Below are 23,399 nucleotides of genomic sequence, written 5' to 3'. Positions count from 1 at the left end.
CCCCGGCCCGGCAGCACCGTCAACGAGATCGCGCCGCGCGGGCCCCTCCAGTCCAAGAACCCCCTTCGGTTAGTCCAAGTGACCGTCGAAGGGGGCTCGTCGGGCTCGGTGGGGGTCAGCAGCCGCCGCAGTTGTAGAAGGTCACGTCCCAGTGGTTGCCCTCGTCGGCGTAGATGTTGCCGGCGCCGGACTTCCACTGCGGGGCTCCGTCGCCGCGGACGCCGATGTAGGTGAAGGTGTTCTTGATGTAGTTGCCGACGCAGGTGTACTTGCTGAAGTCGAGCTTGTAGCCGTTCCAGTGCGAGTACGTGCCGCTCGCGTGGCCGGTCTCGGTGCCGCCGGTGATGTTGAGGGCGCAGCCGCTGGCGCTCTTGAGGGTCTGGGCGCCCTGGGCGCTGGCCAGGTTGAGCTGCTCGAAGGACGTGCAGGTGGAGTTGTAGCGGTCGGAGCAGCCGCCGGAGGAGGACCAGGTGATGCCGGAGTTCCGGAACATCGAGGTCGCGGTGGCGTGGCTGATCTTGGTGACCGCGTGGGCCTCGCCGGCGGCGGTGAGGACCCCGACGCCGGGCGCGAAGAGCGCGCCGAGGACGAGGGCGAGGGCGGTGAGGACGGAGCGGAGCTTCATCGGGAATGCCTCCTGCTGGTGACCGTGACGGGGGGTGGTCCTGGGGGTGCAGGTGGTGCTGGTGCTCGTCTCGCACCGGGATGATGCCGCAGTTCTACGCGCGTCCGCCAGAGGGCGGCGGGGTCCGGTGGCGCCGTGAGGGTGAATATCTCCTGGAGATGTTGAATGTTGAACGGAATGAGGTTAGAGTCGTTCTCGTTGAAGCTTCAACAACACGTTTCGACCCACACCGACAAGGAGCACGTCATGGGCATCTTCAACCGCAAGAGCAACGAGTCCGCCGTCGCCGTCGCCACCCTCCCGGTCGACCCGGCCCTGGCCGCCCTGACCGGTGACTACACCATCGACCCCGCCCACAGCAGCATCGGCTTCACCGTTCGCCACGCCATGGTCACCAACGTGCGCGGCACCTTCGCCGAGCACGAGGGCACCCTGAGGCTCGACGGCGCCGACCCGGCCGCCTCCTCCGCCTCCATCGACGTCCGGATCGCCTCCATCGACACCGGCATCGGCGACCGCGACGGCCACCTCCGCAGCGGCGACTTCTTCGACGCCGAGCGGTTCCCTCTGATGACCTTCCGCTCCACGGAGGCCGAGCAGTTGGGCGGCGACCTGTACCGGATCACCGGCGACCTCACCATCAAGGACGTCACCAAGCCGCTCTCCATCGACCTGGAGTTCAACGGCTCGGCCACCGACGTCTACGGCAACGAGCGCGTCGGCTTCGAGGGCTCCGCCGAGATCCTGCGTTCGGCATGGGGCCTGACCTGGAACGCAGCCCTGGAGACCGGTGGCGTGATGGTCAGCGACAAGGTCAAGCTGACGTTCGACATCTCCGCGATCAAGAACGCCGCCTGACCTCGGCCTCCCTTCGCCACCCACGAGTCGGTACGCACGAGGCGGCACCACACGAGCGCGCCCGCCTCCGCAGCAGCGGAGGCGGGCGCTCGGCGTCGACCCGGAGTTTCCGGGCCCGGCGGGCGGCCGCCTCGACCACCGCCGGGATCGGGCAGGCGTTCTCGGCGGCGCCGGGGCCCCCGGCGAAGACGAAAAGCGGCGGCGGGTGGAGCTGTAGGCGACACCGGTCGCCGGGTCGGCGAAGGACTGGCTGCCGGGGGGCCCGCTGGGTCGATCGCGGCCGCGCTCAGAAGCGGGTCAGCGCGTACGGAGCCCGGACCCGTTCCTCGAACAGGTCCTGGAGCGTCCGGCCGCTGGCCCGCAGGACCACCTCGCCGACCAGGGCGCGCCGATCGCCGGGCCGTGGTAGCCGTGGCCCGTGCCCGGCTCCCGGAAGGTGCGCTGCCCCGTGAGCCGATCACTCCGGAACGGTGGGCGAGCAGCGCCGGCGCAGGGGCAGCTCGCCCTTGCCCTCGGCGGCGAACTCGGGCCACCAACCGCCGGTCAACGCCGTTGTCAGTGGGGGCCGCTAGCGTCGGGGGCATGGAATTGCGTATCGACAGCGGCGTGTTGACCGATGCCGTGGCCTGGGCCGCGCGCGTCCTGCCGGCCCGCTCCCCCATGCCGGTTCTCGGCGGTCTGCTCCTGGACGCCGCGGACGGGCGGCTGCGGGTCTCCGGACTCGACCACGAGGCCTCCGCCCACATCGAGGTCGACGCCGACACGGATGTCGAGGGACGGGCGCTGGTCCTGGGCCGGCGGCTGCTCGACATCTGCAAGGTGCTGCCCCGGGGCCGCACGGAGCTCGCCGTCGAGGGCGCCCGGCTCTCGGTGACCTCCGGCGACGCCCGCTTCGGCCTCTCCCTGCTGCCGCTCGACGACTACCCGGCCCAGCCCGCACTGCCCGAGGTCCGCGGTCTGGTGGACGGGGACGCGTTCGCCACGGCCGTCGGCCAGGTGGCGGTGGCGGCGGGCCGGGACGACTCGCTGCCGGTCCTCACCGGGATACGGCTCGCCCTGGACGGGACGACCATGACCCTGGCGGCCACCGACCGCTACCGCTACGCCGTCCGGACCCTGGAGTGGAAGCCGGAGGCGGGCACCCCGGGAGCGGACGCGGACGTCGTCGTGCCCGCCCGCCGGCTGACCGAGATCGCCCGCTCCCTCGCGGGCGCGGGTCCCGCCCGGCTCGCCCTCGACGGCGGCTCGGTCGGCTTCGAGAGCGCCGGCCTGCGCACCACCACCCGTCTGCTCGACGGGCGTCTGCCCCGCCACGACAAGCTGTTCGCGCTCGGCGACCCGGCCGTCGCGGTGACCGACCGGACCCCGCTGGGCGAGGCCGTCAAGCGGGTCGCGGTCGTCGCCGAGGGCGACAGCCCGGTGCAGCTGACCTTCACGCCCACCGCGATCCACCTCCAGGCGGGGTACGAGGACGACATCGCCTCCCAGCACCTGCCGTCCACCCTCACGGGCTCGGACACCCTGACGGTCGCGTTCAACCCGGGTTACCTCCTGGACGCCCTCACCTCGCTGGACTCCCCGGAGGTCCACTTCCATCTACTGGGGCCCGGTCAGCGCGCCCTCCTCACCGACGGACCGGTCGAGGCCCACCGTCATCTGCTGATGTCGGTGAAGCCGCTGGTCTGAGGAGCTGCGGGGGCGCCGCTCAGAAGCCGCCCCCACCGTCGAAGCCTCCGCCGCCACCTCCGCCGAAGTCGCCGCCGCCGAATCCGCCCGAGTCACCGCCGCCGAAGTCGCTGGATCCGAAGTCGCCCGAGCTGTAGTCGCCGCCCGAGAAGTCGCCGCCCTCGAATTCGCCGCCGCCGTACTCGGAGGCGTAGGCCGGGGTGGCGAGCATGGAGCCGAGGAGCGTGCCCATCAGGAGGCCGGGGAGGATGCCGCCGCCGAAGTAGCCGCCGGCCCAGGGGCCGTAGGCCGGGCCCGCCTCCCAGTAGGGGCGGCGCACTCCGTCGGCGTCGACCGTGCGGGCCAGCGGGTCGAGGCCGTCGTCGAGTCGGGCGGCGTCCGCGGCACAGACCGGGACCTGGCGGGCGGCGCCGCCGACCGGAGTCCAGGTGCGGTCCTCGGCGGAGGGGCCGTGGCGCGGGTCGAAGAAGCAGGGCGCGCGGCGCTCGGGGAGCGGGTGGGACTCTCGGCGGGCGCCGAGGACCGCGAGGGAGTAGCGGCCGTCCTCCAGTGCCTGGGTGACCGCGCGGACGTCGTGGGGGTGCGTGGCGGAGGCCATGAGGGACTTCGCCTTGTCGTACGAGTCGAGGGCGCGTTCGTAGTCGCCGCGCATGGCGTCGTCGGCGCCGGTCTCGGCGGGGTGGAAGTCGAGGCGTTCGAGTTCCTCGCCGAAGGCGGTGATGTCCTCGTCGACGACGACCCGCAGCTTGTCGAGAGCCGCCCGCTCCTCGGCCTCCTTGCGGAGCCTCTTGCGGCGGACGACCGCGAAGGCGCCCGCGCCTCCGGCCGCTGCGACAGCGCCGAGGGTGATGAGTCCGCCGACCGGGACGCCGGAGTCGGTCTCGACGGAGCCCCAGGTGGCGGGGGCGGAACCGCGCAGGGTGGGCAGGGCCTGGTCGACGAAGTTGTCGAGTTCGGTGGCCGCGTCGACGCCGGGCTGGCGTACGGAGGTGACGAGGTTCCGCACGGCGTCGGGGGAGATCACGGAGCGGTCCGCCTGGGCGTTGAAGCCGTCGCCGAGCCGGATCGCGTAGAGGCCGGTGACACCGGTCTGGGTGCGCAGGTTCTGGAAGAGGTTCTCCGGCGGGAACTGGGCGTTCGCCGGCAGGACGGCCACGAAGAGCGGCTTGTCCGCGTCCTTGATCTTCTGCGCGAGGGCGTCCGCCTGGGCCTTCGACAGCTGGTCGGCGGCGCCCGGATCGACGTACACCGGGCCCTGTTTCAGCGCCGCGGCCGCGTCGGGGATGCCCGTGGCCCTGGCGCCCGAGGAGGGGGCCAGGGCCAGGAGCAGGAGGAGTATCAGCCCGGCGAGGGCCGAGAGTACGGAGAGCGGCCTGGTCCTCATGGTTCGACGCCTACCCGAACAGCGTCGAACTAGACATAGACGGACTCTTCGGTACGAACTCTTCGCGTGGGTCCTTCGCGCGGACCCTGCCGGTACGAGCTACTCGGACGGGTCGATCCCGGCCCGGAGCACCCCGTAGGTGAAGGCGTCCTCCAGGGCCTGCCAGGAGGCGGCGATCACGTTCTCCCCGACGCCGACCGTCGACCACTCGCCGTTGCCGTCGCTGGTGGTGATCAGGACGCGGGTCGTGGACTCGGTGCCGTGGCGGCCCTCCAGGATGCGGACCTTGTAGTCGACCAGCTCGAACTTGGCGAGCTGCGGGTAGATCCGTTCCAGGGCGAGCCGCATCGCGCGGTCGAGCGCGTTGACGGGGCCGTTGCCCTCGGCGGTGGCGACGATCCGCTCGCCCTTGGCCCACAGCTTGACGGTGGCCTCGTTGGCGTGGGTGCCGTCGGGGCGGTCCTCGACGATCGCGCGCCAGGACTCCGTACGGAAGTAGCGGCGGGCGCGGCCCTCGACCTCCTCGCGCAGGAGCAGCTCGAAGGAGGCGTCGGCGGCCTCGTACGTGTAGCCCTGGAGTTCGCGCTCCTTGACCCGCTCGACGACCCGGGCGACGAGGTCGCGGTCGTCGCCCAGGTCGACGCCGAGCTCCTTGCCCTTGAGCTCGATGGAGGCGCGGCCGGCCATGTCGGAGACGAGCATCCGCATGGTGTTGCCGACCAGCTCGGGGTCGATGTGCTGGTAGAGGTCGGGGTCGACCTTGATCGCGGAGGCGTGGAGTCCGGCCTTGTGGGCGAAGGCGGAGACGCCGACGTACGGCTGGTGGGTGGAGGGGGTGAGGTTGACGACCTCGGCGATGGCGTGCGAGATGCGGGTCATCTCGGCGAGGGCGCCGTCGGGCAGCACCTTCTTGCCGTACTTGAGCTCGAGGGCCGCGACGACGGGGAAGAGGTTGGCGTTGCCGACCCGCTCGCCGTAGCCGTTGGCGGTGCACTGGACGTGGGTGGCGCCGGCGTCGACGGCGGCGAGGGTGTTGGCGACGGCGCAGCCGGTGTCGTCCTGGGCGTGGATGCCGAGGCGGGCCCCGGTGTCGGCGAGGACGGTGGCGACGACGGCCTGGATCTGGGCCGGCAGCATGCCGCCGTTGGTGTCGCAGAGGATGACGACGTCGGCACCGGCCTCGTGCGCGGCGCGGACGACGGCCTTGGCGTAGTCGGGGTTGGCCTTGTAGCCGTCGAAGAAGTGCTCGCAGTCGACGAAGACGCGGCGGCCCTGGGAGCGCAGGTGGGCGACGGTGTCGCGGACCATCTCCAGGTTCTCGTCGAGGGTGGTGCGCAGGGCGAGTTCGACGTGCCGGTCGTGGGACTTGGCAACCAGCGTGATGACCGGGGCGCCGGAGGCGAGGAGGGCCTTGACCTGCGGGTCCTCGGCGGCGTCGCCGCCCGCCCTGCGGGTGGCGCCGAACGCGACGAGCTGCGCGTTCTTGAACGCGATCTCCTGCGTGGCGCGGGCGAAGAACTCCGTGTCGCGCGGGTTGGCGCCGGGCCAGCCGCCCTCGATGAAGCGCACACCGAACTCGTCGAGGTGCCGGGCGATGGTCAGCTTGTCCGCGACGGTGAGGTTGATGCCTTCACGCTGCGCCCCGTCGCGCAGCGTCGTGTCGAAGACATGGAAGCTGTCGTCGAGGCGCGAGCTCTCGGCGTTCTCCGTGGTCATGACTGTGATGGCTCCTGTCGGATGTGGCTCCGGAAGGTCTGGATCCACTTGCCCCCATTCTCACGCGTCGTCCGCTTCCGGCGTGGGTGGGGCCGGAAAACGAAAAAACCCCTCGCGGGTGCGAGAGGTCTGCGCGCGGGTCTGGGGCACGGTGTCCACTGCCGCGGGGGTCGAGCCGCGTTTCAGTGGCCACTGCGGACCGGCGCGCCGCTGCCGATAATCATCGTGGTAGCAAGCACGCCGGAAGTCTGACACAGCCGCGCGAGTGACAGCAGTACGGTCTCAGGATGCGGTCGGTGCCGCCGGTGGTACGGATCATCCGCGTGAACACACCACCACCTTCCGGGCCCCCGTCGGGACCGCCGTCCGGACCTCCCTCGGGGCCGCCTCCCGGACCGCTCCAGCCGCCCGAGCCCGAGCGCGGCCACGGGACCGGTCGCGGTACGGGCCAGGACTCCCGCTCCCCTTCGGGGCCCTCGCCGTCCCCCGGCGGGGACGGCCGTCGCCGCGTCGCCCTGATCGCCGTCGGCGCGGTGCTGGTGGCGGCGGCGCTGGGCGTCGGCCTGGTCGCCCTCCTCGGCGGGGGAGACGACGACAGCCCCACGACGGCGAACTCGCCGACCCCGGCGGCGTCGAGCCCGCCCCCCGACTCCTCCCCCTCCCGTGCGCGGGCGCGGGCCCTGGCCAAGCGCGTGGCCATGACCCCGGAGGACTGGGGTGCCGGCTACACGAAGGGTGACCCGTACGAGCGGGACCCGGCGGGCGAGTACGAGGTGGGGCAGGACTGCAAGGGCTTCGACCGGGCGGCCAGGTCGGGCACCCTGGCCGCGATCACCCGCACCGTGCAGAGCAGCCGGTCGAATCTCTACTCGACCACCGAGGTCCGGGTCTTCGTGGACGCGGAGACGGCCGAGGCGTACGTCGACAGCGCGGAGGACACCACGCGCCGCTGCCCGACGCAGACGTCCGAGAAGACGCGCTGGTCCGCGGTCCGCCAGGCCGCGGCGCCCGAGGTGACGGGACTCGATCAGGCGGTGGCCGAGGAGGGGACCCTGACGGCGGACGCCGCCGGCGCCGAGACCGATCTCCCGTACGTCCAGTACACGGGCCGGACGGGCGACACCGTGGTGAGCGTGCTCGCCTACGAGACCCGTGCCGACGCCGCGGCCCTGGGCCCGCGCGCCCGGGGCCTCCTCCAGAAGCTGCAGCAGCGGGTGGAGAGCGCCCGCGCGAGCGCGAGCCCGTGAGCGGAGCGGTCAGACGGCGGGGGCCGACGCCTTCTCCTGTTCGCCGGCCCGCTCCTGCCTCCCCGCCCCGATCCGGCCCAGGTCGATGTCGCGGGTCTCCCGCATCGTGAGGTAGACGACCAGCGAGACGGCCGCGCAGCCCGCCACGTACCAGAAGAAGCCAGACTCGATGCCTGCGTCCTTGAACCAGAGGGCCACGTATTCGGCGGTGCCGCCGAAGAGGGCGTTGGCGACGGCGTACGGCAGGGCGACGCCCAGGGCGCGGATGCCGGTGGGGAAGAGCTCGGCCTTCACGCAGGCGTTGATGGAGGTGTAGCCGGTGATGACGACGAGGGCGAGGAGGGAGAGCCCGAGTGCGGGCCAGAAGGAGCCCGCGTGCCGCATCATCGTCATGATCGGCACGGTGAGCAGGGTGGACCCCACGGCGAAGGTGATCAGGAGCGGGCGGCGGCCGACCCGGTCGGAGAGGTGTCCGGCCAGCGGCTGGAGGCAGGCGAAGACGATCAGGGCGCAGAAGGAGACCAGGGTCGCGGTCTGCTTGGGGAGTCCGGCGGAGTTGGACAGGTACTTGGTGAGGTAGGTGGTGTACGTGTAGTAGGCCACCGTCCCGCCCATGGTGAGCGCGACGACGAGGAAGGCCTCGCGCCGATGCGCCCAGAGCGCCGTGAGGGTGCCCTTCTGGTCGCTCGCGACCGCGTCGTCGGCGGTCTCCTCGTACACCTCGGTCTCCAGCATGGTGCGGCGCAGGTAGAAGACGACGGCCGCGCCGAGGGCGCCGATGACGAAGGGGATGCGCCAGCCCCAGCTGTGCAGGGCCTCGCTGGACAGGGTGTGCTGGAGGACGAGCAGCAGGCCGAGCCCGAGGATCTGGCCGACGGTCATCGAGACGTACTGGAAGCTGGAGGCGAAGCCGCGGTGCTTGGGGGCGGAGGCCTCGGTGAGATAGGTGGCGCTGGCGGCGTACTCGCCGCCGACGGAGAGCCCCTGGAGGAGGCGGGCGACCAGGAGGACGGCGGCGCCGCCGTATCCCGCGACGGCGTAGGTGGGCGCGATCGCGATGAGGAGCGCCGAGGCGGACATCAGGGTGACGGTGAGGGTGAGGGCGGCCTTGCGCCCCTTGCGGTCGCCGACCCGGCCGAGGAGCCAGCCGCCGACGGGCCGCATGAAGAAGCCGACGGCGAAGATGCCGGCGGTGTTCATGAGTTTGGCGGTGTCGTTGCCCTCGGGGAAGAAGGCGCCGGCGAAGTAGGTGGCGAAGCTCGCGTACACGAACCAGTCGAACCACTCGACCATGTTGCCGGCCGACCCGACCCAGATCTTCTTCCAGTGCTCTCGTCCCATGGTCCGAAACCGTGCCGGACCCGCTGCGCGCGTCACAAGGTCACGGCGGGCAACGATCGGGAGTACTTGCGTGCGTTACGGTCGCGAGATCAGGGTTTCGGCGATGAACTCCCTTACGTGAGCGAGGACTTGATCCCGTCCGGTGCCCGGGATGCCGACGGCGACGTGCACGCTGAAGCCGTCGAGCAGGGCCCGCATCCGGGCCGCGAACCGGTCGGGGTCGACCGCGCGGAACTCCCCGCGCGAGACCCCCTCGGCGAGGATCGCGACCAGGTCCCGGTGCCAGGCGCCCTCGATGGCGGCCTGCCGGGCGCGGGCGTCGTCGTCGGCGCTCTGCGACCGGTTCCAGACCTCCAGCCACAGCGTCCAGTGCGGGTCGCGCGGCCCGTCGGGCACGTACACGTCGACGTACCCGTCGAGCCGCTCGCGGGCGGTCCCGGGGCCGGAGAGCAGCGCGCTCCGCTCGGCCCCGAGCCGTCCCTCGCTCCACTCCAGGGTCCGGAGCAGCAGCTCGTCCTTGGTGCGGAAGTAGTAGAGGAGGTGCCCGCTGCTCATGCCGACCTGCCGCCCCAGCCCGGCCATCGTCAGGCCGTCGAGCCCCCGCTCGGCGATCGTGCCCATGGCGGCGGCGAGCACGTCCTCCCGGGGCGGGGCGGACTGGTTGCGCCGGCGGGGGTGGGGCGGGGGGCTGCTGCTCTGACTCACTCGTACGTTCTACCGCATGCCCGCGCGGCTCAGACCTTCGGCTGCTGCTGGGTGATGCAGTGGATGCCGCCCCCACCTGCGAAGATCGCCCGCGCGTCGACGAGGACGACCTCGCGGTCGGGGAAGAGGCGGCGGAAGATCTCGGCGGCGAGTTCGTCGTGGGGGTCGTCGAAGGCGCAGAGGACCACGCCGCCGTTGCACAGGTAGTGGTTGATGTAGGAGTAGTCGACCCAGTCGCCCTCCTCGTCCTTGAGGACGGTCGGGGCCGGGATCTCGACGACCTCCAGGGGGCGGCCCTCGGCGTCCGTCTGCCCGCGCAGGATGTTCACGTACATCCGGGACCGCTCGTAGTCGGGGTGGGTCGGGTTCTGCTGGCTGTGGACGAGGACGGTGCCGGGGCGGGCGAAGGCGGCGACGATGTCGACGTGCCCCTGGGTGCCGTAGAGGCCGTAGTCGCCGGTGAGGCCGTTGGGGAGCCAGATCGCCTTCGTCGTGCCGAGCTTGGCGTGGATCTCGTTCTCGACCTGCTCGCGGGTCCACTCGGGGTTGCGGCCCGATCCGAGCTGGACGGTGTCGGTGAGGAGGACCGTGCCCTCGCCGTCGACGTGGATGGCACCGCCCTCGTTGACGAGGGGGGAGGTGAGTACGGGGACCTCCGCGAGGTCCGCGACATGGCGGGCGATCTTGGAGTCGTGCTCCCAGCGCGCCCAGTCCTGGGCGCCCCAGCCGTTGAACACCCAGTCGACGGCGGCCAGTTCGGTGCCGTTCGTGACGAAGGTGGGGCCGATGTCCCGCATCCAGGCGTCGTCGAGGTCCCGCTCCACCAGGTCGACGTCCGGGCCGACGAGGGCGCGGGCCGACTCCACGTCGCCGGGGGCGACGACCAGCGTGACCGGCTCGAAACGGCGGACGGCGCGGGCCACCGACGCCCAGGCGGCGCGGGCCTCGGCGAGTTCGTCCTCGTCGGTGAAGGTGGGGTTGGGGCTGGGCCAGGCCATCCAGGTGCGCTCGTGCGGCGTCCACTCGGCGGGCATGCGGTAGGTCATCGGGGAGTCCTAAGGAAGGTCAGAGGAAGTAGAGGCGGTTGAGGGAGACGGAGTCGACCGCCTCGGAGCGGATCGGGGAGCCGTCGAGGGAGACGAGGCCCGTGCGGTCGTCGACCTGGACGTCTCCGACCCGGGAGTTGAGCAGCAGGTCCGCCGGGCCGATGCCGCGGGTGCCGCGCACGGGGACGCGGCGGCGCCGGGTCGGCATCCTGTCGGCGCCGAGGTCGACGGCGGCCCGGGCGACGAACGCGACCGAGAGGTCGGCGGCCGTGGCTCCGTGTCCGCCGAACAGCGGCCCGAGGACCAGCGGTTCACAGGTGTCGGTGGCGGCGTTGGGATCGCCCACGACCCCCCACGCGGGGAAGCCGGACTTGAGCACCAGTTGCGGCTTGGCGCCGAAGTACTCCGGCCGCCACAGCACGATGTCGGCCAGCTTCCCGGTCTCGATCGAGCCGATCTCGTGGGCGAGGCCGTGGGCGATCGCCGGGTTGACGGTGAGCTTGGCCAGGTAGCGCAGGACGCGCGCGTTGTCGTCGTGCGGGCCGTCGCCCTCCATGGGTCCGAGCTCGGCCTTCATCTTCCCGGCCATGGCGAAGGTCCGGCGTACGGTCTCGCCGGCCCTTCCCATCCCCTGCGCGTCGGAGGAGGTGATCCCGATCGCGCCGAGGTCGTGCAGGACGTCCTCCGCGCCCATCGTCCCGGCCCGGATCCGGTCGCGTGCCATGGCGGCGTCACCGGGGAGGTCGGTCTTCAGGTCGTGGACGGAGACGATCATCCCGTAGTGCTCGGCGACGGCGTCGCGGCCGAACGGGAGCGTGGGGTTGGTGGAGGAGCCGATGACGTTCGGCACGCCCGCCATCTTGAGGACGTTGGGTACGTGCCCGCCGCCGCAGCCCTCGATGTGGAAGGCGTGGATCGTACGCCCGTCCAGGACGCTGAGGGTGTCCTCCACGGACAGGCACTCGTTGAGTCCGTCGCTGTGCAGGGCGACCTGCACGTCGTGCTCCTCGGCGACCCGCAGTGCCGTGTCGAGGGCGCGGGTGTGGGCGCCCATGTCCTCGTGGACCTTGAAGCCGGAGGCTCCGCCCTCGGCGAGGGCCTCGACCAGCGGGGCCGGGTCGGAGGACGAGCCACGGGCCAGGAAGCCGATGTTGACGGGCCAGGCGTCGAAGGAGTTGAACGCGTGGCGCAGCGCCCAGGGCGAGTTGACGCCCACGCCCCACACGGGGCCGAACTCCTGCCCGATGACGGTGGTGACGCCGCTGGCGAGCGAGGCCTCCATGATGCGGGGCGACAGCAGGTGGACATGGGTGTCGACGGCTCCGGCGGTGGCGATGAGGCCCTCGCCGGAGACGATCGAGGTGCCGGTGCCGACGACGACGTCGACGCCGTCGAGGGTGTCGGGGTTGCCGGCCCTGCCGATGGCGTGGATCCGGCCCTCGCGGATGCCGATGGACACCTTGCGGATGCCCAGGACGGCGTCGATCACGAGGACGTTGCTGATGACGACGTCGCAGGTCTCCCGGACGGCGGCGGCCTTCAGGTGCAGTCCGTCGCGGGCCGTCTTGCCGAAGCCCGCGAGGAACTCGTCGCCGGGCTTCTGGGAGTCCGACTCGACCCGGACGACGAGTCCGGAGTCGCCCAGGACGACCCGGTCGCCGGCGCGCGGGCCGTGCACGGATGCGTACTCGTACGGGTCCATCAGTTGCCCTCGATTCCCAGGTAGCCGCATGCCCGCGCCCTGCGCAGGGCTTCTTCCTTCGCGCCGGGCGCGTCCAGCGGGCCGTCGACCAGGCCCGCGAAGCCGATGGCGACACGGGCGCCGCCGATCGGCACGAGCCCGACCTCGGCCTCGCCGCCCGGGTCGAAGCGGAAGGAGGCGCCGGCCGGGATGGCGAGCCGCATGCCGTAGGTGGCGGCCCGGTCGAAGGCGAGGCGCGGGTTGACCTCGAAGAAGTGGAAGTGGGACGTGACGCTCACCGGGACGGTGGCCGTGTTCCGCACGAGGAGGGTGAGCGCGGGCTCCGCCTCCTCGTGCCCGGGGCCGGGCAGCAGCGCGCCGGGCGCCGCGTCCCCCAGGCCGCCGCCCCCGATCGGGTCGGAGACGACCGCGAGCCGCGAGCCGTCGTCGAACACCGCCTCGACATGGATCTCGGTGACCACGTCGGCGACGCCGGGCAGCACGTCGTCGGGGCCGAGGACCGAGCGGGCGGCGGCGATCGCCTCGGCGAGCCGCTTGCCGTCGCGGGCCGCCTCGCAGACCGTGTCCGCGATGAGCGCGGTCGCCTCGGGGACATTGAGCCGCAGGCCCCGGGCCCGGCGGGCACGGGCGAGCTCGGCGGCCCCGAAGAGCAGCAGCCGGTCGCGTTCCGTGGGGGTCAGTCGCACGTCCGAAACACCTCCTGTTTGAGCGCCACTCTAAATGCTGAGACGCTCGGTTCCAAGCATTGACGGGAGGTACGGCCACAGGTCACATTGAGCGCCACTCTAAATTGTCCGCCGCTCCCGTCCCCAGGAGACCCCATGCCGATAGAACAGCGCGGAGTCGACACGATCCCCGAGGCCGAACGCACCAGCGGCCCCCGCGACCTCGTCGCGATCCTGCTCGGATCGAACCTGTGCCTGGGGGTGATCGTCTTCGGCTGGCTCCCCGTCTCCTTCGGTCTCGACCTGTGGGGCTCGGTGACCTCCGTCGTCGCCGGCACCCTCGTCGGAGTCGCCGTCACCGCGCCGCTCGCGCTCGTGTCGCTGCGCACCGCGACCAATCTCTCCACCTCGTCCGGCGCCTTCTTCGGCGTCCGCGGCCGGCTCGTCGGCTCGGTGGTCGGCCTGCTGCTCTCACTCGGATACACCGCGCTGACCCTCTGGATCGGCGGCGACGTCATGGTGGGCACGCTGGCCCGGCTGGTCGGCCTGCCGACCGGCGGCGCCACCCACGCCGCCGTCTACGCGCTGCTCGCCGCCTGCACGGCCGTCGCCGCGGTGTACGGCTACCGGCTGCTGCTCAGGCTGAGCAAGGCCCTCGCCCTCGGCATGACCGTCCTCCTCGCCGTGGGCCTCTTCGCCTACGCGGGGGACTTCACCACGGCCGCGGTGCCGGACACCCCGTATCTGCTCGGCTCCTTCTGGCCGACGTGGCTGCTCTCGGCGGTGGCCGCGGGACTCAGCGGACCGGTCGCCTTCATCACCCTGCTCGGCGACTACACCCGGTACGTCTCCCCCGAGCGGCACAGCGCGGCGAAGGTCTGGGGGGCCACCTGTCTGGGCCTGGTCGTCGGGCTGCTGATCCCCCAGCTCTTCGGTACGTACACGGCGCTCGCCGCCCGGGGGGCCCTCGACTACGCCGGGCCGCTCGTCGCCGCCTCCCCCGGCTGGTACCTGGTCCCGCTCCTGATCGCGGCCACGGCCGGGTCCGTCGGCAACGCCGGTCTGATGCTGTACTCGATGGGGCTCGACCTGGACGCGATCCTGCCGAGGGCCACCCGGGCCCGCGCCACCCTCGTGGTGGCGGCCGTGGCGACCGTCTTCGTCTTCCTCGGCCACTTCGCGTCGGACGCGCAGACGGCGATGACCTCGTTCGTGCTGCTCCTCACGGCCATCGGCACGCCGTGGGCGGTGATCACGCTGATCGGCCACGCCCGGTGCGGCGGGGCGTACGACCCGGAGGCCCTCCAGGTCTACAACCGCCGGGCGCACGGCGGGATCTACTGGTACGCGGCGGGTTGGCACCCGCGCGCCACAGCCTCCTGGGCGATCGGCGCGGCGGTCGGCCTGGCCTCGGTGTCGACACCCCTCTACGAGGGGCCGCTGCTCGCCCTGACGGGCGGGATCGACTGCAGCTTCGTGCTGTCGGGGATCGTGGGCGGCGCGCTGTACGCCGTACTGACACCGAACAGGGCCCCCGGGACCGTGACGGCCCCGGAAGCCCTGGCGACGACGGAGTAGGCCCTGGGGCCTGCCCGGAAAGTCCCTAGCCCAGCTCGTGCATCCAGCCGTGGACGTCCTCGGCCTTGCCGGTCTGGACGGCGAGCAGCGCCTCGCGCAGCTTCATCGTGACCTCGCCGGGCTCGCCGCCCGACTGCTGCCACTCGCCCCGCTCGCACTTGACCGTGCCGACCGGGGTGATCACGGCGGCGGTGCCGCAGGCGAAGACCTCGGTCAGGGTGCCGTTCTCGGTGTCGGCCTGCCACTGGTCGATCGAGACACGGGCCTCCACCGGCTCAAGGCCGAGGTCCGCCGCCATCGTGAGCAGCGAGTCACGGGTGATGCCGGCGAGCAGCGAACCGGTGAGGGTGGGGGTGACCAGCCTGGGCTTCCGGTCGCCCTCGGCCGCGTACACGAAGTACAGGTTCATGCCGCCGAGCTCCTCGACCCACTTGTGCTCCACGGCGTCGAGGTAGGCGACCTGGTCGCAGCCCTTCGCGATGGCCTCGGCCTGGGCGAGCAGGGAGGCCGCGTAGTTGCCGCCGGTCTTGGCGTCGCCCATGCCGCCGGGGACGGCGCGGACGCGGTTCTCGGAGAGCCAGATGGAGACGGGCTTCACGCCGCCGGGGAAGTACGGGCCCGCCGGAGAGGCGATGACCACGAAGAGGTACTCGTTGGCCGGGCGGACCCCGAGGCCGACCTCGGTCGCGATCATGAACGGGCGCAGGTAGAGCGAGGCCTCGCCGCCGTGCTCCGGGACCCACGCCTTGTCCTGCTGGACGAGCACGTCACAGGCCTCGACGAAGGTCTCGACGGGCAGCTCCGGCATGGCGAGGCGGCGCGCGGAGGCCTGGAAGCGGCGCGCGTTGGCGTCCGGGCGGAAGCTGGCGACCGAGCCGTCGGGGCGGCGGTAGGCCTTGAGGCCCTCGAAGATCTCCTGCGCGTAGTGCAGGACGTTCGTCGCCGGATCCAGGTGCAGCGGGCCGTACGGCACCAGCTGGCCGTCGTGCCATCCCCGGCCCTCGGTCCACCGGATGGTGACCATGTGGTCGGTGAAGTGGCGGCCGAATCCGGGGTCGGCCAGGATCGCTTCGCGCTCCGCGTCGGACAGCGGGCTGGATGAGGGCTTGAGCTCGATCGTGGGCGTCGTCATGAGTGCGTGTCCTTCACCGGTTGTGTGGGGAGGACCGCGCTCACGCCCCCGTCATCGACCGAGGTCCATGACTGGGGACGTCCGAGCATGCCCGCATGCCGCGGCCCCACGTCCGATTATCGCCCGCGGGGACCGGTGCACGAAACGGGTGAACGCGGTCCAGGATTCGATGGTGGCACCCCGCGACCGCACAGGTACAGCCGCCGGGTGCAGGTGCGACCCGGCGGCTGCTGTCGGATGACAGTCGGCGCGGGTCAGCTCGCTACTCGCGCGGCGAGCGCGTCGCCGATCTCGTCCGTCGTACGGGCGGCCGTACCGCGCTCGGTGAGGTCCGCGGCGACGGCGGTCTCGACCCGGGCGGCCTCGGCCTCGTAGCCGAGGTGGCGCAGGAGGAGGGCGACGGAGAGGACGGTGGCCGTGGGGTCGGCCTTGCCCTGGCCCGCGATGTCCGGCGCGGAGCCGTGGACCGGCTCGAACATCGAGGGGAACTCGCCGCTCGGGTTGATGTTGCCGGAGGCGGCGACGCCGATGCCGCCGGAGACGGCGGCGGCGAGGTCGGTGATGATGTCGCCGAAGAGGTTGTCGGTGACGATGACGTCGAAGCGGGCCGGGTCGGTGACGAGGAAGATCGTCGCGGCGTCGACGTGCAGGTAGTCGGTGGTGACCTCGGGGAACTCCTGGGCGACCTTCTGGAAGATGTTCGTCCAGAGGTGGCCGGCGAAGGTCAGCACGTTGTTCTTGTGGACCAGCGTCAGCTTCTTGCGCGGGCGGGCCTGGGCGCGGGCGAAGGCGTCCCGGACGACCCGCTCCACACCGAAGGCGGTGTTGACCGAGACCTCGGTGGCGACCTCGTGCGGGGTGCCCTTGCGGATGGTGCCGCCGTTGCCCGTGTACGGGCCTTCGGTGCCCTCGCGGACGACGACGAAGTCGATCTCGGGCTGCCCGGCGAGCGGGGTCGCGACGCCGGGGAGCAGCTTCGAGGGACGCAGGTTCACGTGGTGGTCGAAGGCGAAGCGGAGCTTCAGCAGGAAGCCGCGCTCCAGGACGCCTGAGGGCACCGACGGGTCGCCGATGGCGCCGAGCAGGATGGCGTCGTGCCTCTTGAGGGAGTCGAGGTCGGCGTCGGTGAGGGTCTCACCGGTGGCGTGGTAGCGCTTGGCGCCGAAGTCGTACTCCTCCGTCTCCAGCTTCACGTCCTGGGGAAGGACGGCCGCGAGGATCTTGAGGCCCTGGGCCACGACCTCCTGGCCGATGCCGTCGCCGGGAATGACTGCGAGATTGATGCTGTGAGACATGGCGGCACCCTACTCTTCGTCCCATCGTCTGACACGGAACGTCCACCATGTGGACGAACCGCCATGTCGGACGGGAGGGGTCAGTGGCCGGTGGAGCCGCCGTTGTCACGGCGGTCGAGTGCGCGCTGGAGGGCGGCGGCGGCGTTCTGGCGGGCCTCGTCGCTGGGACGGTTGGCGGAGTGGCGGACGCGGGGGGCGGTCTGGGTGGCCATGAGGGATCGACTCCTTGAGATCAGTGGTGATCGGCGGGATCAGCGGGGATCCACGGGTGGGGAGATCAGTGGTGATCGAAGGCGCCGGCAGGGGCGGGGAGCGCCGCCGCAGGGGTTACCTGCACAGGGGCATCGCGCTCTCGGCCGCCATTCGCTGATGAAGCGAGACGTTCGGCTCCTACAACGCTAGGACAGGCAGCCGCATCTGTCTCCACAATTACTCGGACTTCCTACTATCTGAGACGGCGGGGCTCGCCGAGGCGGGACTCGGCGGGATCAAAGGGCGCGAGGTGCCGCCGCCCACACCCTGAGGCGGAACCCGCTCACGTCCTGACGGCGCGACGGCCCCTCACATCACGTCGCCGTCCCGCCAGTCGAAGACGAGAGCGGCGGCGGGGTCGGGCAGCTCCCGGCCGGCCGCCGGGCGGAGGAAGACGTACCCCTCCTCCTCCGCGAGCCGGACGATCCCCTCGGGCCCCATGACCTCGAGGCGCCCCTGCCAGACCTGCCAGCCGCGCGCCCGGTAGAGCGCGGCCCCGTCGTCCGAGGCGCCGAGGGCCCCGAAGACGTACGCCCCGTCGATGACCCGCTCCAGCTCGGCCATGACGAGTCCGCCGAGTCCCTGCCGCCTGCGGTCGGCGCGGACGGCGACCCCCTCGACGTATCCGACGCGGTGCGAGCGGCCGCGGTGGAGGGCGCGGCGCATCACGACGGCGCCGTGGGCGGTGATGCCCTGCTCGTCCTCGGTCCAGGCGTGGACACCGCCGAGGGTGTGGTCCCAGTCGTCGTCGCTGAAGTCGCCGTCGAAGGCGGCGTCGAGCAGGTCGCGTACGGAGCGGAGCCGGTCGGCGCCGACGTCATGGGTGGGCGCGATCCTCACGGTCATGCGGCCACCCTTCCACACCCCACTAACCGCTAAGGGGCAATTGACAGGTTAGGACGGGGCTGATTGAGTCGCACCTAACCAGTGACCTGCACATGAGGGGTGAGAACGATGTCCGTGCTGCCGACCCGCCACCGCACCACCGTCGTCCGAGGACACGAGATCGCCTACCGCGAGGCGGGCCCCGCCGACGCCCCCGTCCTCCTGCTGCTGCACGGCTTCCCCACCAGCTCGCACATGTTCCGCGACCTGATCCCGCCGCTCGCCGAGAACTACCGGCTGATCGCGCCCGACCACCTCGGGTTCGGCCGCAGTGCCGCCCCCTCGGCCACCGAGACCGACTACACCTTCGCGGAACTGGCCGCACTGACGTCCGAGTTCACCGAGACGCTGGGCCTCGACCGGTTCGCGCTCTATCTCCAGGACTACGGCGCCCCCATCGGCCTGCGCCTCGCCCTCGCCCACCCCGAGCGCATCACCGCGATCGTCAGCCAGAACGGCAACGCCTACGAGGAGGGCCTCGGCGCCGAGGCCTGGGCACCGGTCCTCGCCCTGATCGGGAACCGCACGCCCGAGACCGAGGCCCCGGTCCGCGCCATCCGCTCCCTCGACGGCATCCGGTGGCAGTACGAGACGGGCGTCCCCGCCGAGTACCGCGACCTCCTCAGCCCCGACGCCTGGCAGCATGACGCCGCCCTGATGGCCCGCGCGGGCCAGGACGAGATCCAGCTCGACCTGATCGCCGATTACGGCTCCAACTTCGCCCTGTACCCCGCCTTCCAGGAGTACTTCCGCACGAGCCGGGCCCCCCTGCTCGCGGTCTGGGGCGAGGGCGACGAGATCTTCGTCCCCGCGGGCGCCGAGGCCTTCCGCCGCGACCTCCCGGACGCCGAGGTCCACCTCCTCCCCACGGGCCACTTCGCCCTGGAGACCCACGCCCCGGCGATCGCGTCACTGATCGACGACTTCCTGAGGCGCCGGGTCCAGGGATGACAGCGGGGACATGAGCGCCGGGACATGACCACCGGGGGAAGAGCAGCGGGGGAAGAGGGCCGGAAAGGGGTACCGCCCCCGTCCTCGGTTGGGGGACCGAAGAGGGGGGCGGTGATCAGGGGGCACTGCGGGCGGGTCAGCCCATGTGCGGGTAGTCGTACTCGGTCGGCGGGACCAGGGTCTCCTTGATGGCGCGGGTAAGGGTCCAGCGCATCAGGTTCTGCGGGGCGCCGGCCTTGTCGTTCGTGCCCGAGGCGCGGCCGCCGCCGAAGGGCTGCTGGCCGACGACGGCGCCGGTCGACTTGTCGTTGATGTAGAAGTTGCCCGCGGCGAAGCGGAGCTTCTCCATCGTGTGCGCGGTCGCCGCGCGGTCGCCGGAGATGACCGCGCCGGTGAGGGCGTAGTCCGAGGCCGACTCCATCTGGGTCAGCATGTCGTCGTACCGGTCGTCCTCGTACACGTGGATCGCGAGGATCGGGCCGAAGTACTCGGTCGTGAAGACCTCGTTCTCGGGGTCGGTGCAGGCGATGACGGTCGGGCGCACGAAGTAGCCGACCGAGTCGTCGTACGTACCGCCGGCGACGATCGTGCAGCTCGGGTCGGCCGCGGCACGGTCGATCGCCGCCTTGTTCTTGGCGAACGAACGCTCGTCGATCACGGCGCCGATGAAGTTCGACAGGTCGGTGACGTCACCCATGGTGATGCCGTCGACCTCGGCCGCGAACTCCTCCTTGAAGCCGTCGTTCCAGATGGACGCCGGGATGTACGCGCGGGAGGACGCGGAGCACTTCTGGCCCTGGAACTCGAAGGAACCGCGGGTCAGCGCGGTCTTCAGGATGGCCCGGTCGGCGCTGGGGTGGGCGACGACGAAGTCCTTGCCGCCGGTCTCGCCGACGATCCGCGGGTACGAGCGGTACTTCTCGATGTTGTTGCCGACCGTCTTCCACAGGTGCTGGAAGGTCTTGGTCGAGCCGGTGAAGTGGATGCCGGCCAGGTCGCGGTGGTTCAGGGCCACCTCGGAGACGGCGATGCCGTCGCCGGTCACCAGGTTGATGACGCCCTTCGGCAGGCCGGCCTCCTCCAGGAGCTCCATGAGGAGCACGGCGGAGTGGGTCTGCGTCGGGGACGGCTTCCAGACCACCACGTTGCCCATGAGGGCGGGGGCGGTGGGCAGGTTGCCGGCGATGGCCGTGAAGTTGAACGGCGTGATCGCGTAGACGAAGCCTTCGAGCGGGCGGTGGTCCAGCCGGTTCCACACGCCCGGGGAGTTCGCCGGCGGCTGCTCGGCCAGGATCTGGCGGGCGTACGCCACGTTGAAGCGCCAGAAGTCGACGAGCTCGCACGGGGTGTCGATCTCGGCCTGCTGGGCGGTCTTCGACTGGCCGAGCATGGTGGACGCGGCCAGCGTCTCGCGCCACGGACCGGCGAGCAGCTCGGCGGCGCGCAGGATGATCGCGGCACGGTCGTCGAAGGACATCGCGCGCCAGGCCGGGGCCGCGGCCAGGGCGGCGTCGATCGCGTCCTGGGCGTCCTGCGTGGTGGCGCCGCGGAAGGTGCCGATGACGGCCTTGTGGTTGTGCGGCTGGACGACCTTGAACTCCTCGCCGCCACCGAGGCGCTTCACACCGCCGATGGTCATCGGCAGCTCGCGCGGGTTCTCGGCCAGCTCCTTGAGCTTGACCTCCAGACGGGCGCGCTCGGGGGAGCCGGGGGCGTAGCTGTGCACCGGCTCGTTGACCGGAGCGGGGACCTGGGTGACAGCGTCCATAAGTCTCGATACTCCTTGTGAGAGGTGGGCTCAGCCCTTGGTGAGGATGGAGCGGACGAAGAAGAGGAGGTTGGCCGGCTTCTCCGCGAGGCGGCGCATGAAGTAGCCGTACCAGTCGGTGCCGTAGGCGGTGTACACGCGCATGCGGTGCCCCTCGGCGGCGAGGCGCTGCTGCTCCTCGCCCCGGATGCCGTACAGCATCTGGAACTCGTACTCGTCCAGTTTGCGCCCGGCGCGGCGGGCGAGCTCCTGGCCGATGGAGATCAGGCGCGGGTCGTGGGAGCCGATCATCGGGTAGCCCTTGCCGTCCATCAGGATCTTCAGGATCCGGACGTACGCCCTGTCGATGCCGGGCTTGTCCTGGATGGCGACGGAGGCGGGCTCCTTGTAGGCGCCCTTCACGATCCGGACGCGGGAGCCGTTCTCGGCGAGGCGCCGGGCGTCGTCCTCGGTGCGGAAGAGGTACGCCTGGATGACGCAGCCCGTCTGCGGGAAGTCCTTCCGCAGCTCCTCGTGGATGGCGAACATCGAGTCGAGGGTCGTGTGGTCCTCGGCGTCCAGGGTGACGGTGGTGCCGATCTCGGCGGCGGCCGCGACGACGGGCCGGACGTTCGCGAGGGCCAGCTCGTGGCCGCCCATGCGTCGCCCGCCCTCAGCCGAGCGCCCCGCGGGCTCGTCCCCGTCGATCTCCAGGGACTGGCCGAACATCGACAGCTTCACGGACATCTCGGCGCGCTCGCCGAGGCCCAGCTCCTTGAGGCGGCCGATGAGCTCCAGGTAGGCGTCCCGGGCGGCGTACGACTGCTCGACGGTGGTGATGTCCTCGCCGACGACGTCAAGGGTGACCTCGAGGCCGCGGGCGCTCAGCTCCTGGACGATCGGGACGACGTCGTCGACCGACTCACCGGCGATGAAGCGGGCGACGACCTGCTTGGTCCCGGGGGCGGCCGACACGAAACGGCGCATCTTGTCGCTGCGCGACGCGGCGAGGATCACGGGACCCAGCACGGGGACCTCCAGAAGGAACAGGGTGACGAAGGATGCTCTACCCGATCATTCGTGAGAAACCGGGAACAGCACGAAGAACCACCGTGAAACCTATGGATCGCTCCGATCTTCCGCCATCTACAGCTGTCACGCATCCGTGCCCGGCGTCTCATACAGATGTCTGAGAGGGTGCGAGAATGGGGCGGTGAAGGGCGATTACCAAGAACTGGTCGACGAGATCTCCGCGCTGCTCGGCGCCCCGGCGACGCTGGAGAACCGCGATTTCGGTCTGATCGCCTTCGGCGCCCACGACAGCGACGACGATTCCGCGATGGACCCCGTCCGGACGCGGTCGATCCTGACCCGGAAGTCGACCCCGGCGGTCCGCGCCTGGTTCGAGGGCTTCGGCATCACCCGGGCGGCGGGCCCGGTCCGCATCCCGGCCGCTCCGGACGCCGGGGTGTTCCGGGACCGGCTCTGCCTGCCCGTACGGCACCGGGGCATCGTCCTCGGGTACGTCTGGCTGCTCGACGCCGAGCCCGGCCCCACGCCCGCCCAGCTCACGGCCGCGATGGAGGTCGCCACCCGGATCGGCGACCTCCTCGCCGACGAGGAGCGCGCGGACGCGGACCTCTCGCGCGAGTTCGCCGCGGTCCTGACCGCCGGACGCGGCTGGCAGAACGACATGGCCGTGGCGGCGCTCCGGGCCGCCCTCGGCCCCAGCGCCGACGGACTGCACACCGTCGTCTGCGTGACTCCCTGGCAGGGCGAGGCCCCCTCGATCCGGGCGGTCCCCGGCGCGGCGGCGGTCACCACCCTCCCCGAGGGCGAGTCCCTCGCCGTCCTGGTGCGGCTGAGGACCGCCGAGGACCTCTCCCCCGCCCACACGGCCGCCGACCGGCTCCGCGCCACCGCCCCGGCCGGCATCGCGACCCCCCGCCGGGGCCTCGCGGAACTCGCGGCGGCCTGGCGCGAAGCCAACACGGCGGCCCGCGCCGCCACGGCACAGCCGACGCTCGGTCCCGTCGCGGAGTGGGCCGGGATCGGCCCGTACCGGTTGCTCGCGGCGCTCTACCACCCCGACATCGACCCCGTCGTCGCCCCGCTGCTCGCCCCCGCCCACACAGAACTTGCCCGTACCGCCGAGGTGTTCCTCGACAACGCGGGCCAAGCGGGCCGCGCGGCGGCGGCCCTGGGCATCCACCGCCAGACCCTCTACTACCGGCTGTCCCGGGTCGAACAGCTCACGGGCCTCGACCTGGACGACGGCGAGGACCGCCTGCTGCTCCACATGTCCTTGAAGTCCGCCCGGCTGTGAACGGCCGCCCGTCCAGGCCGGTTTCCGGCCGGGGGCGGTTCAGAGGATCTTTCCCATGATCACGGGGTACCGGGCAGATCGGTCGGGGCACTGCGCCGACGGGCGGCCCGGACGGCGACCGCGGCCCGCGTCCTGACGGAGCACGAGGGCAGCCCCTGGTGGAACCGGGGAAGGCCTCGGCCGTGTCGAGCCGGTCCGCCCGCTGCGGCTCCCTGATCGCCTCGCGCGGCTTCCCTCCACGGTGAGCGCCAGGTCCCA

The 23,399-nt window shown here is 71.7% G+C and carries 20 protein-coding genes and 1 pseudogene; 6 read left to right on the top strand and 15 right to left on the bottom strand.

Annotation, left to right across the window (positions count from 1 at the left end):
• Positions 1 to 115 precede the first annotated feature (115 nt).
• Positions 116 to 625: a hypothetical protein gene (locus tag ABZ567_RS10085; protein WP_360786465.1), complete on the bottom strand. Its 510-nt coding sequence runs from the start codon at positions 623 to 625 to the stop codon at positions 116 to 118.
• A 246-nt stretch (positions 626 to 871) separates the two neighbouring features.
• On the opposite strand from ABZ567_RS10085, the gene ABZ567_RS10080 reads away from it, so the two are divergent.
• On the top strand, positions 872 to 1,483 hold the full coding sequence (locus ABZ567_RS10080) for a YceI family protein (protein WP_360786463.1): 612 nt from the start codon (positions 872 to 874) through the stop codon (positions 1,481 to 1,483).
• Between the two features lie 298 nt (positions 1,484 to 1,781).
• Here the strand turns inward: ABZ567_RS10080 and ABZ567_RS10075 are convergent.
• Positions 1,782 to 2,018: pseudogene (locus tag ABZ567_RS10075) on the bottom strand (serine hydrolase domain-containing protein); the annotation flags it as partial.
• 47 nt (positions 2,019 to 2,065) lie between these two features.
• Here ABZ567_RS10075 and dnaN point away from each other — a divergent pair.
• Complete coding sequence (gene dnaN / locus ABZ567_RS10070) at positions 2,066 to 3,169, top strand: DNA polymerase III subunit beta (protein ID WP_360786461.1); 1,104 nt, start codon at positions 2,066 to 2,068, stop codon at positions 3,167 to 3,169.
• Positions 3,170 to 3,188: 19 nt separating this feature from the next.
• On the opposite strand, the gene ABZ567_RS10065 is transcribed toward dnaN, so the two are convergent.
• Both ABZ567_RS10065 and cimA read right to left on the bottom strand, forming a co-directional pair.
• Complete coding sequence (locus tag ABZ567_RS10065; protein ID WP_360786459.1) at positions 3,189 to 4,553, bottom strand: hypothetical protein; 1,365 nt, start codon at positions 4,551 to 4,553, stop codon at positions 3,189 to 3,191.
• Between the two features lie 99 nt (positions 4,554 to 4,652).
• Positions 4,653 to 6,269, bottom strand: a complete 1,617-nt coding sequence (gene cimA, locus ABZ567_RS10060; RefSeq protein WP_360786457.1) for a citramalate synthase — start codon at positions 6,267 to 6,269, stop codon at positions 4,653 to 4,655.
• A 287-nt stretch (positions 6,270 to 6,556) separates the two neighbouring features.
• On the opposite strand from cimA, the gene ABZ567_RS10055 reads away from it, so the two are divergent.
• Positions 6,557 to 7,516 carry a hypothetical protein gene (locus ABZ567_RS10055; protein WP_360786456.1) on the top strand — a complete coding sequence of 320 codons (960 nt, stop codon included), beginning with the start codon at positions 6,557 to 6,559 and terminating at the stop codon, positions 7,514 to 7,516.
• A 9-nt stretch (positions 7,517 to 7,525) separates the two neighbouring features.
• Here ABZ567_RS10055 and ABZ567_RS10050 read toward each other — a convergent pair whose 3' ends face one another.
• The 5 genes from ABZ567_RS10050 to ureA form a co-directional block, all read right to left on the bottom strand.
• The gene (locus ABZ567_RS10050; RefSeq protein ID WP_360786454.1) at positions 7,526 to 8,857 is read right to left on the bottom strand and encodes an MFS transporter; all 1,332 of its coding nucleotides are present in this window, start codon (positions 8,855 to 8,857) and stop codon (positions 7,526 to 7,528) included.
• 75 nt (positions 8,858 to 8,932) lie between these two features.
• Positions 8,933 to 9,478: a TetR/AcrR family transcriptional regulator gene (locus tag ABZ567_RS10045; protein ID WP_360786545.1), complete on the bottom strand. Its 546-nt coding sequence runs from the start codon at positions 9,476 to 9,478 to the stop codon at positions 8,933 to 8,935.
• Positions 9,479 to 9,591: 113 nt separating this feature from the next.
• Positions 9,592 to 10,608: an agmatine deiminase family protein gene (locus ABZ567_RS10040; protein ID WP_360786452.1), complete on the bottom strand. Its 1,017-nt coding sequence runs from the start codon at positions 10,606 to 10,608 to the stop codon at positions 9,592 to 9,594.
• Between the two features lie 19 nt (positions 10,609 to 10,627).
• Complete coding sequence (locus ABZ567_RS10035; RefSeq protein WP_360786450.1) at positions 10,628 to 12,310, bottom strand: urease subunit alpha; 1,683 nt, start codon at positions 12,308 to 12,310, stop codon at positions 10,628 to 10,630.
• Positions 12,310 to 12,996 carry an urease subunit gamma gene (gene ureA, locus ABZ567_RS10030; RefSeq protein ID WP_360786448.1) on the bottom strand — a complete coding sequence of 229 codons (687 nt, stop codon included), beginning with the start codon at positions 12,994 to 12,996 and terminating at the stop codon, positions 12,310 to 12,312. Before ureA ends, ABZ567_RS10035 begins: the two co-directional genes overlap by 1 nt.
• A 135-nt stretch (positions 12,997 to 13,131) precedes the next feature.
• On the opposite strand from ureA, the gene ABZ567_RS10025 reads away from it, so the two are divergent.
• Positions 13,132 to 14,553, top strand: a complete 1,422-nt coding sequence (locus ABZ567_RS10025; protein WP_360786446.1) for a cytosine permease — start codon at positions 13,132 to 13,134, stop codon at positions 14,551 to 14,553.
• A 25-nt stretch (positions 14,554 to 14,578) separates the two neighbouring features.
• Here ABZ567_RS10025 and ABZ567_RS10020 read toward each other — a convergent pair whose 3' ends face one another.
• The 4 genes from ABZ567_RS10020 to ABZ567_RS10005 all read right to left on the bottom strand — a co-directional run bounded on the left by ABZ567_RS10020 (position 14,579) and on the right by ABZ567_RS10005 (position 18,078).
• A complete protein-coding gene (locus ABZ567_RS10020) occupies positions 14,579 to 15,685 on the bottom strand; it encodes a branched-chain amino acid aminotransferase (protein WP_360786444.1) in 1,107 nt (368 codons plus the stop codon).
• Between the two features lie 254 nt (positions 15,686 to 15,939).
• Complete coding sequence (locus tag ABZ567_RS10015) at positions 15,940 to 16,980, bottom strand: 3-isopropylmalate dehydrogenase (RefSeq protein ID WP_360786443.1); 1,041 nt, start codon at positions 16,978 to 16,980, stop codon at positions 15,940 to 15,942.
• An 80-nt stretch (positions 16,981 to 17,060) separates the two neighbouring features.
• Complete coding sequence (locus ABZ567_RS10010) at positions 17,061 to 17,192, bottom strand: hypothetical protein (protein WP_266897031.1); 132 nt, start codon at positions 17,190 to 17,192, stop codon at positions 17,061 to 17,063.
• A 349-nt stretch (positions 17,193 to 17,541) separates the two neighbouring features.
• Positions 17,542 to 18,078, bottom strand: a complete 537-nt coding sequence (locus ABZ567_RS10005) for a GNAT family N-acetyltransferase (RefSeq protein ID WP_360786440.1) — start codon at positions 18,076 to 18,078, stop codon at positions 17,542 to 17,544.
• 108 nt (positions 18,079 to 18,186) lie between these two features.
• Between ABZ567_RS10005 and ABZ567_RS10000 the strand changes: the two genes are divergently transcribed.
• On the top strand, positions 18,187 to 19,068 hold the full coding sequence (locus tag ABZ567_RS10000; protein ID WP_360786438.1) for an alpha/beta hydrolase: 882 nt from the start codon (positions 18,187 to 18,189) through the stop codon (positions 19,066 to 19,068).
• A 136-nt stretch (positions 19,069 to 19,204) separates the two neighbouring features.
• On the opposite strand, the gene pruA is transcribed toward ABZ567_RS10000, so the two are convergent.
• Together pruA and ABZ567_RS09990 are read right to left on the bottom strand one after the other, a co-directional pair.
• Complete coding sequence (gene pruA, locus ABZ567_RS09995; protein ID WP_360786436.1) at positions 19,205 to 20,836, bottom strand: L-glutamate gamma-semialdehyde dehydrogenase; 1,632 nt, start codon at positions 20,834 to 20,836, stop codon at positions 19,205 to 19,207.
• Positions 20,837 to 20,866: 30 nt separating this feature from the next.
• Entirely contained in the window at positions 20,867 to 21,844 is a 978-nt protein-coding gene (locus tag ABZ567_RS09990; protein ID WP_360786435.1) for a proline dehydrogenase family protein, read from the bottom strand.
• A gap of 184 nt (positions 21,845 to 22,028) precedes the next feature.
• Between ABZ567_RS09990 and ABZ567_RS09985 the strand changes: the two genes are divergently transcribed.
• Positions 22,029 to 23,141, top strand: a complete 1,113-nt coding sequence (locus ABZ567_RS09985) for a helix-turn-helix domain-containing protein (RefSeq protein WP_360786434.1) — start codon at positions 22,029 to 22,031, stop codon at positions 23,139 to 23,141.
• The last annotated feature ends 258 nt before the right edge of the window (positions 23,142 to 23,399 follow it).

Origin of the sequence: Streptomyces sp. NPDC016459 (assembly GCF_040632845.1) — a bacterium.
Classification (GTDB): Bacteria; Actinomycetota; Actinomycetes; order Streptomycetales; family Streptomycetaceae; genus Streptomyces.
The sequence above is the reverse complement of the archived record's forward strand: the minus strand, read 5'-3'. Positions and strand labels throughout refer to the sequence as shown.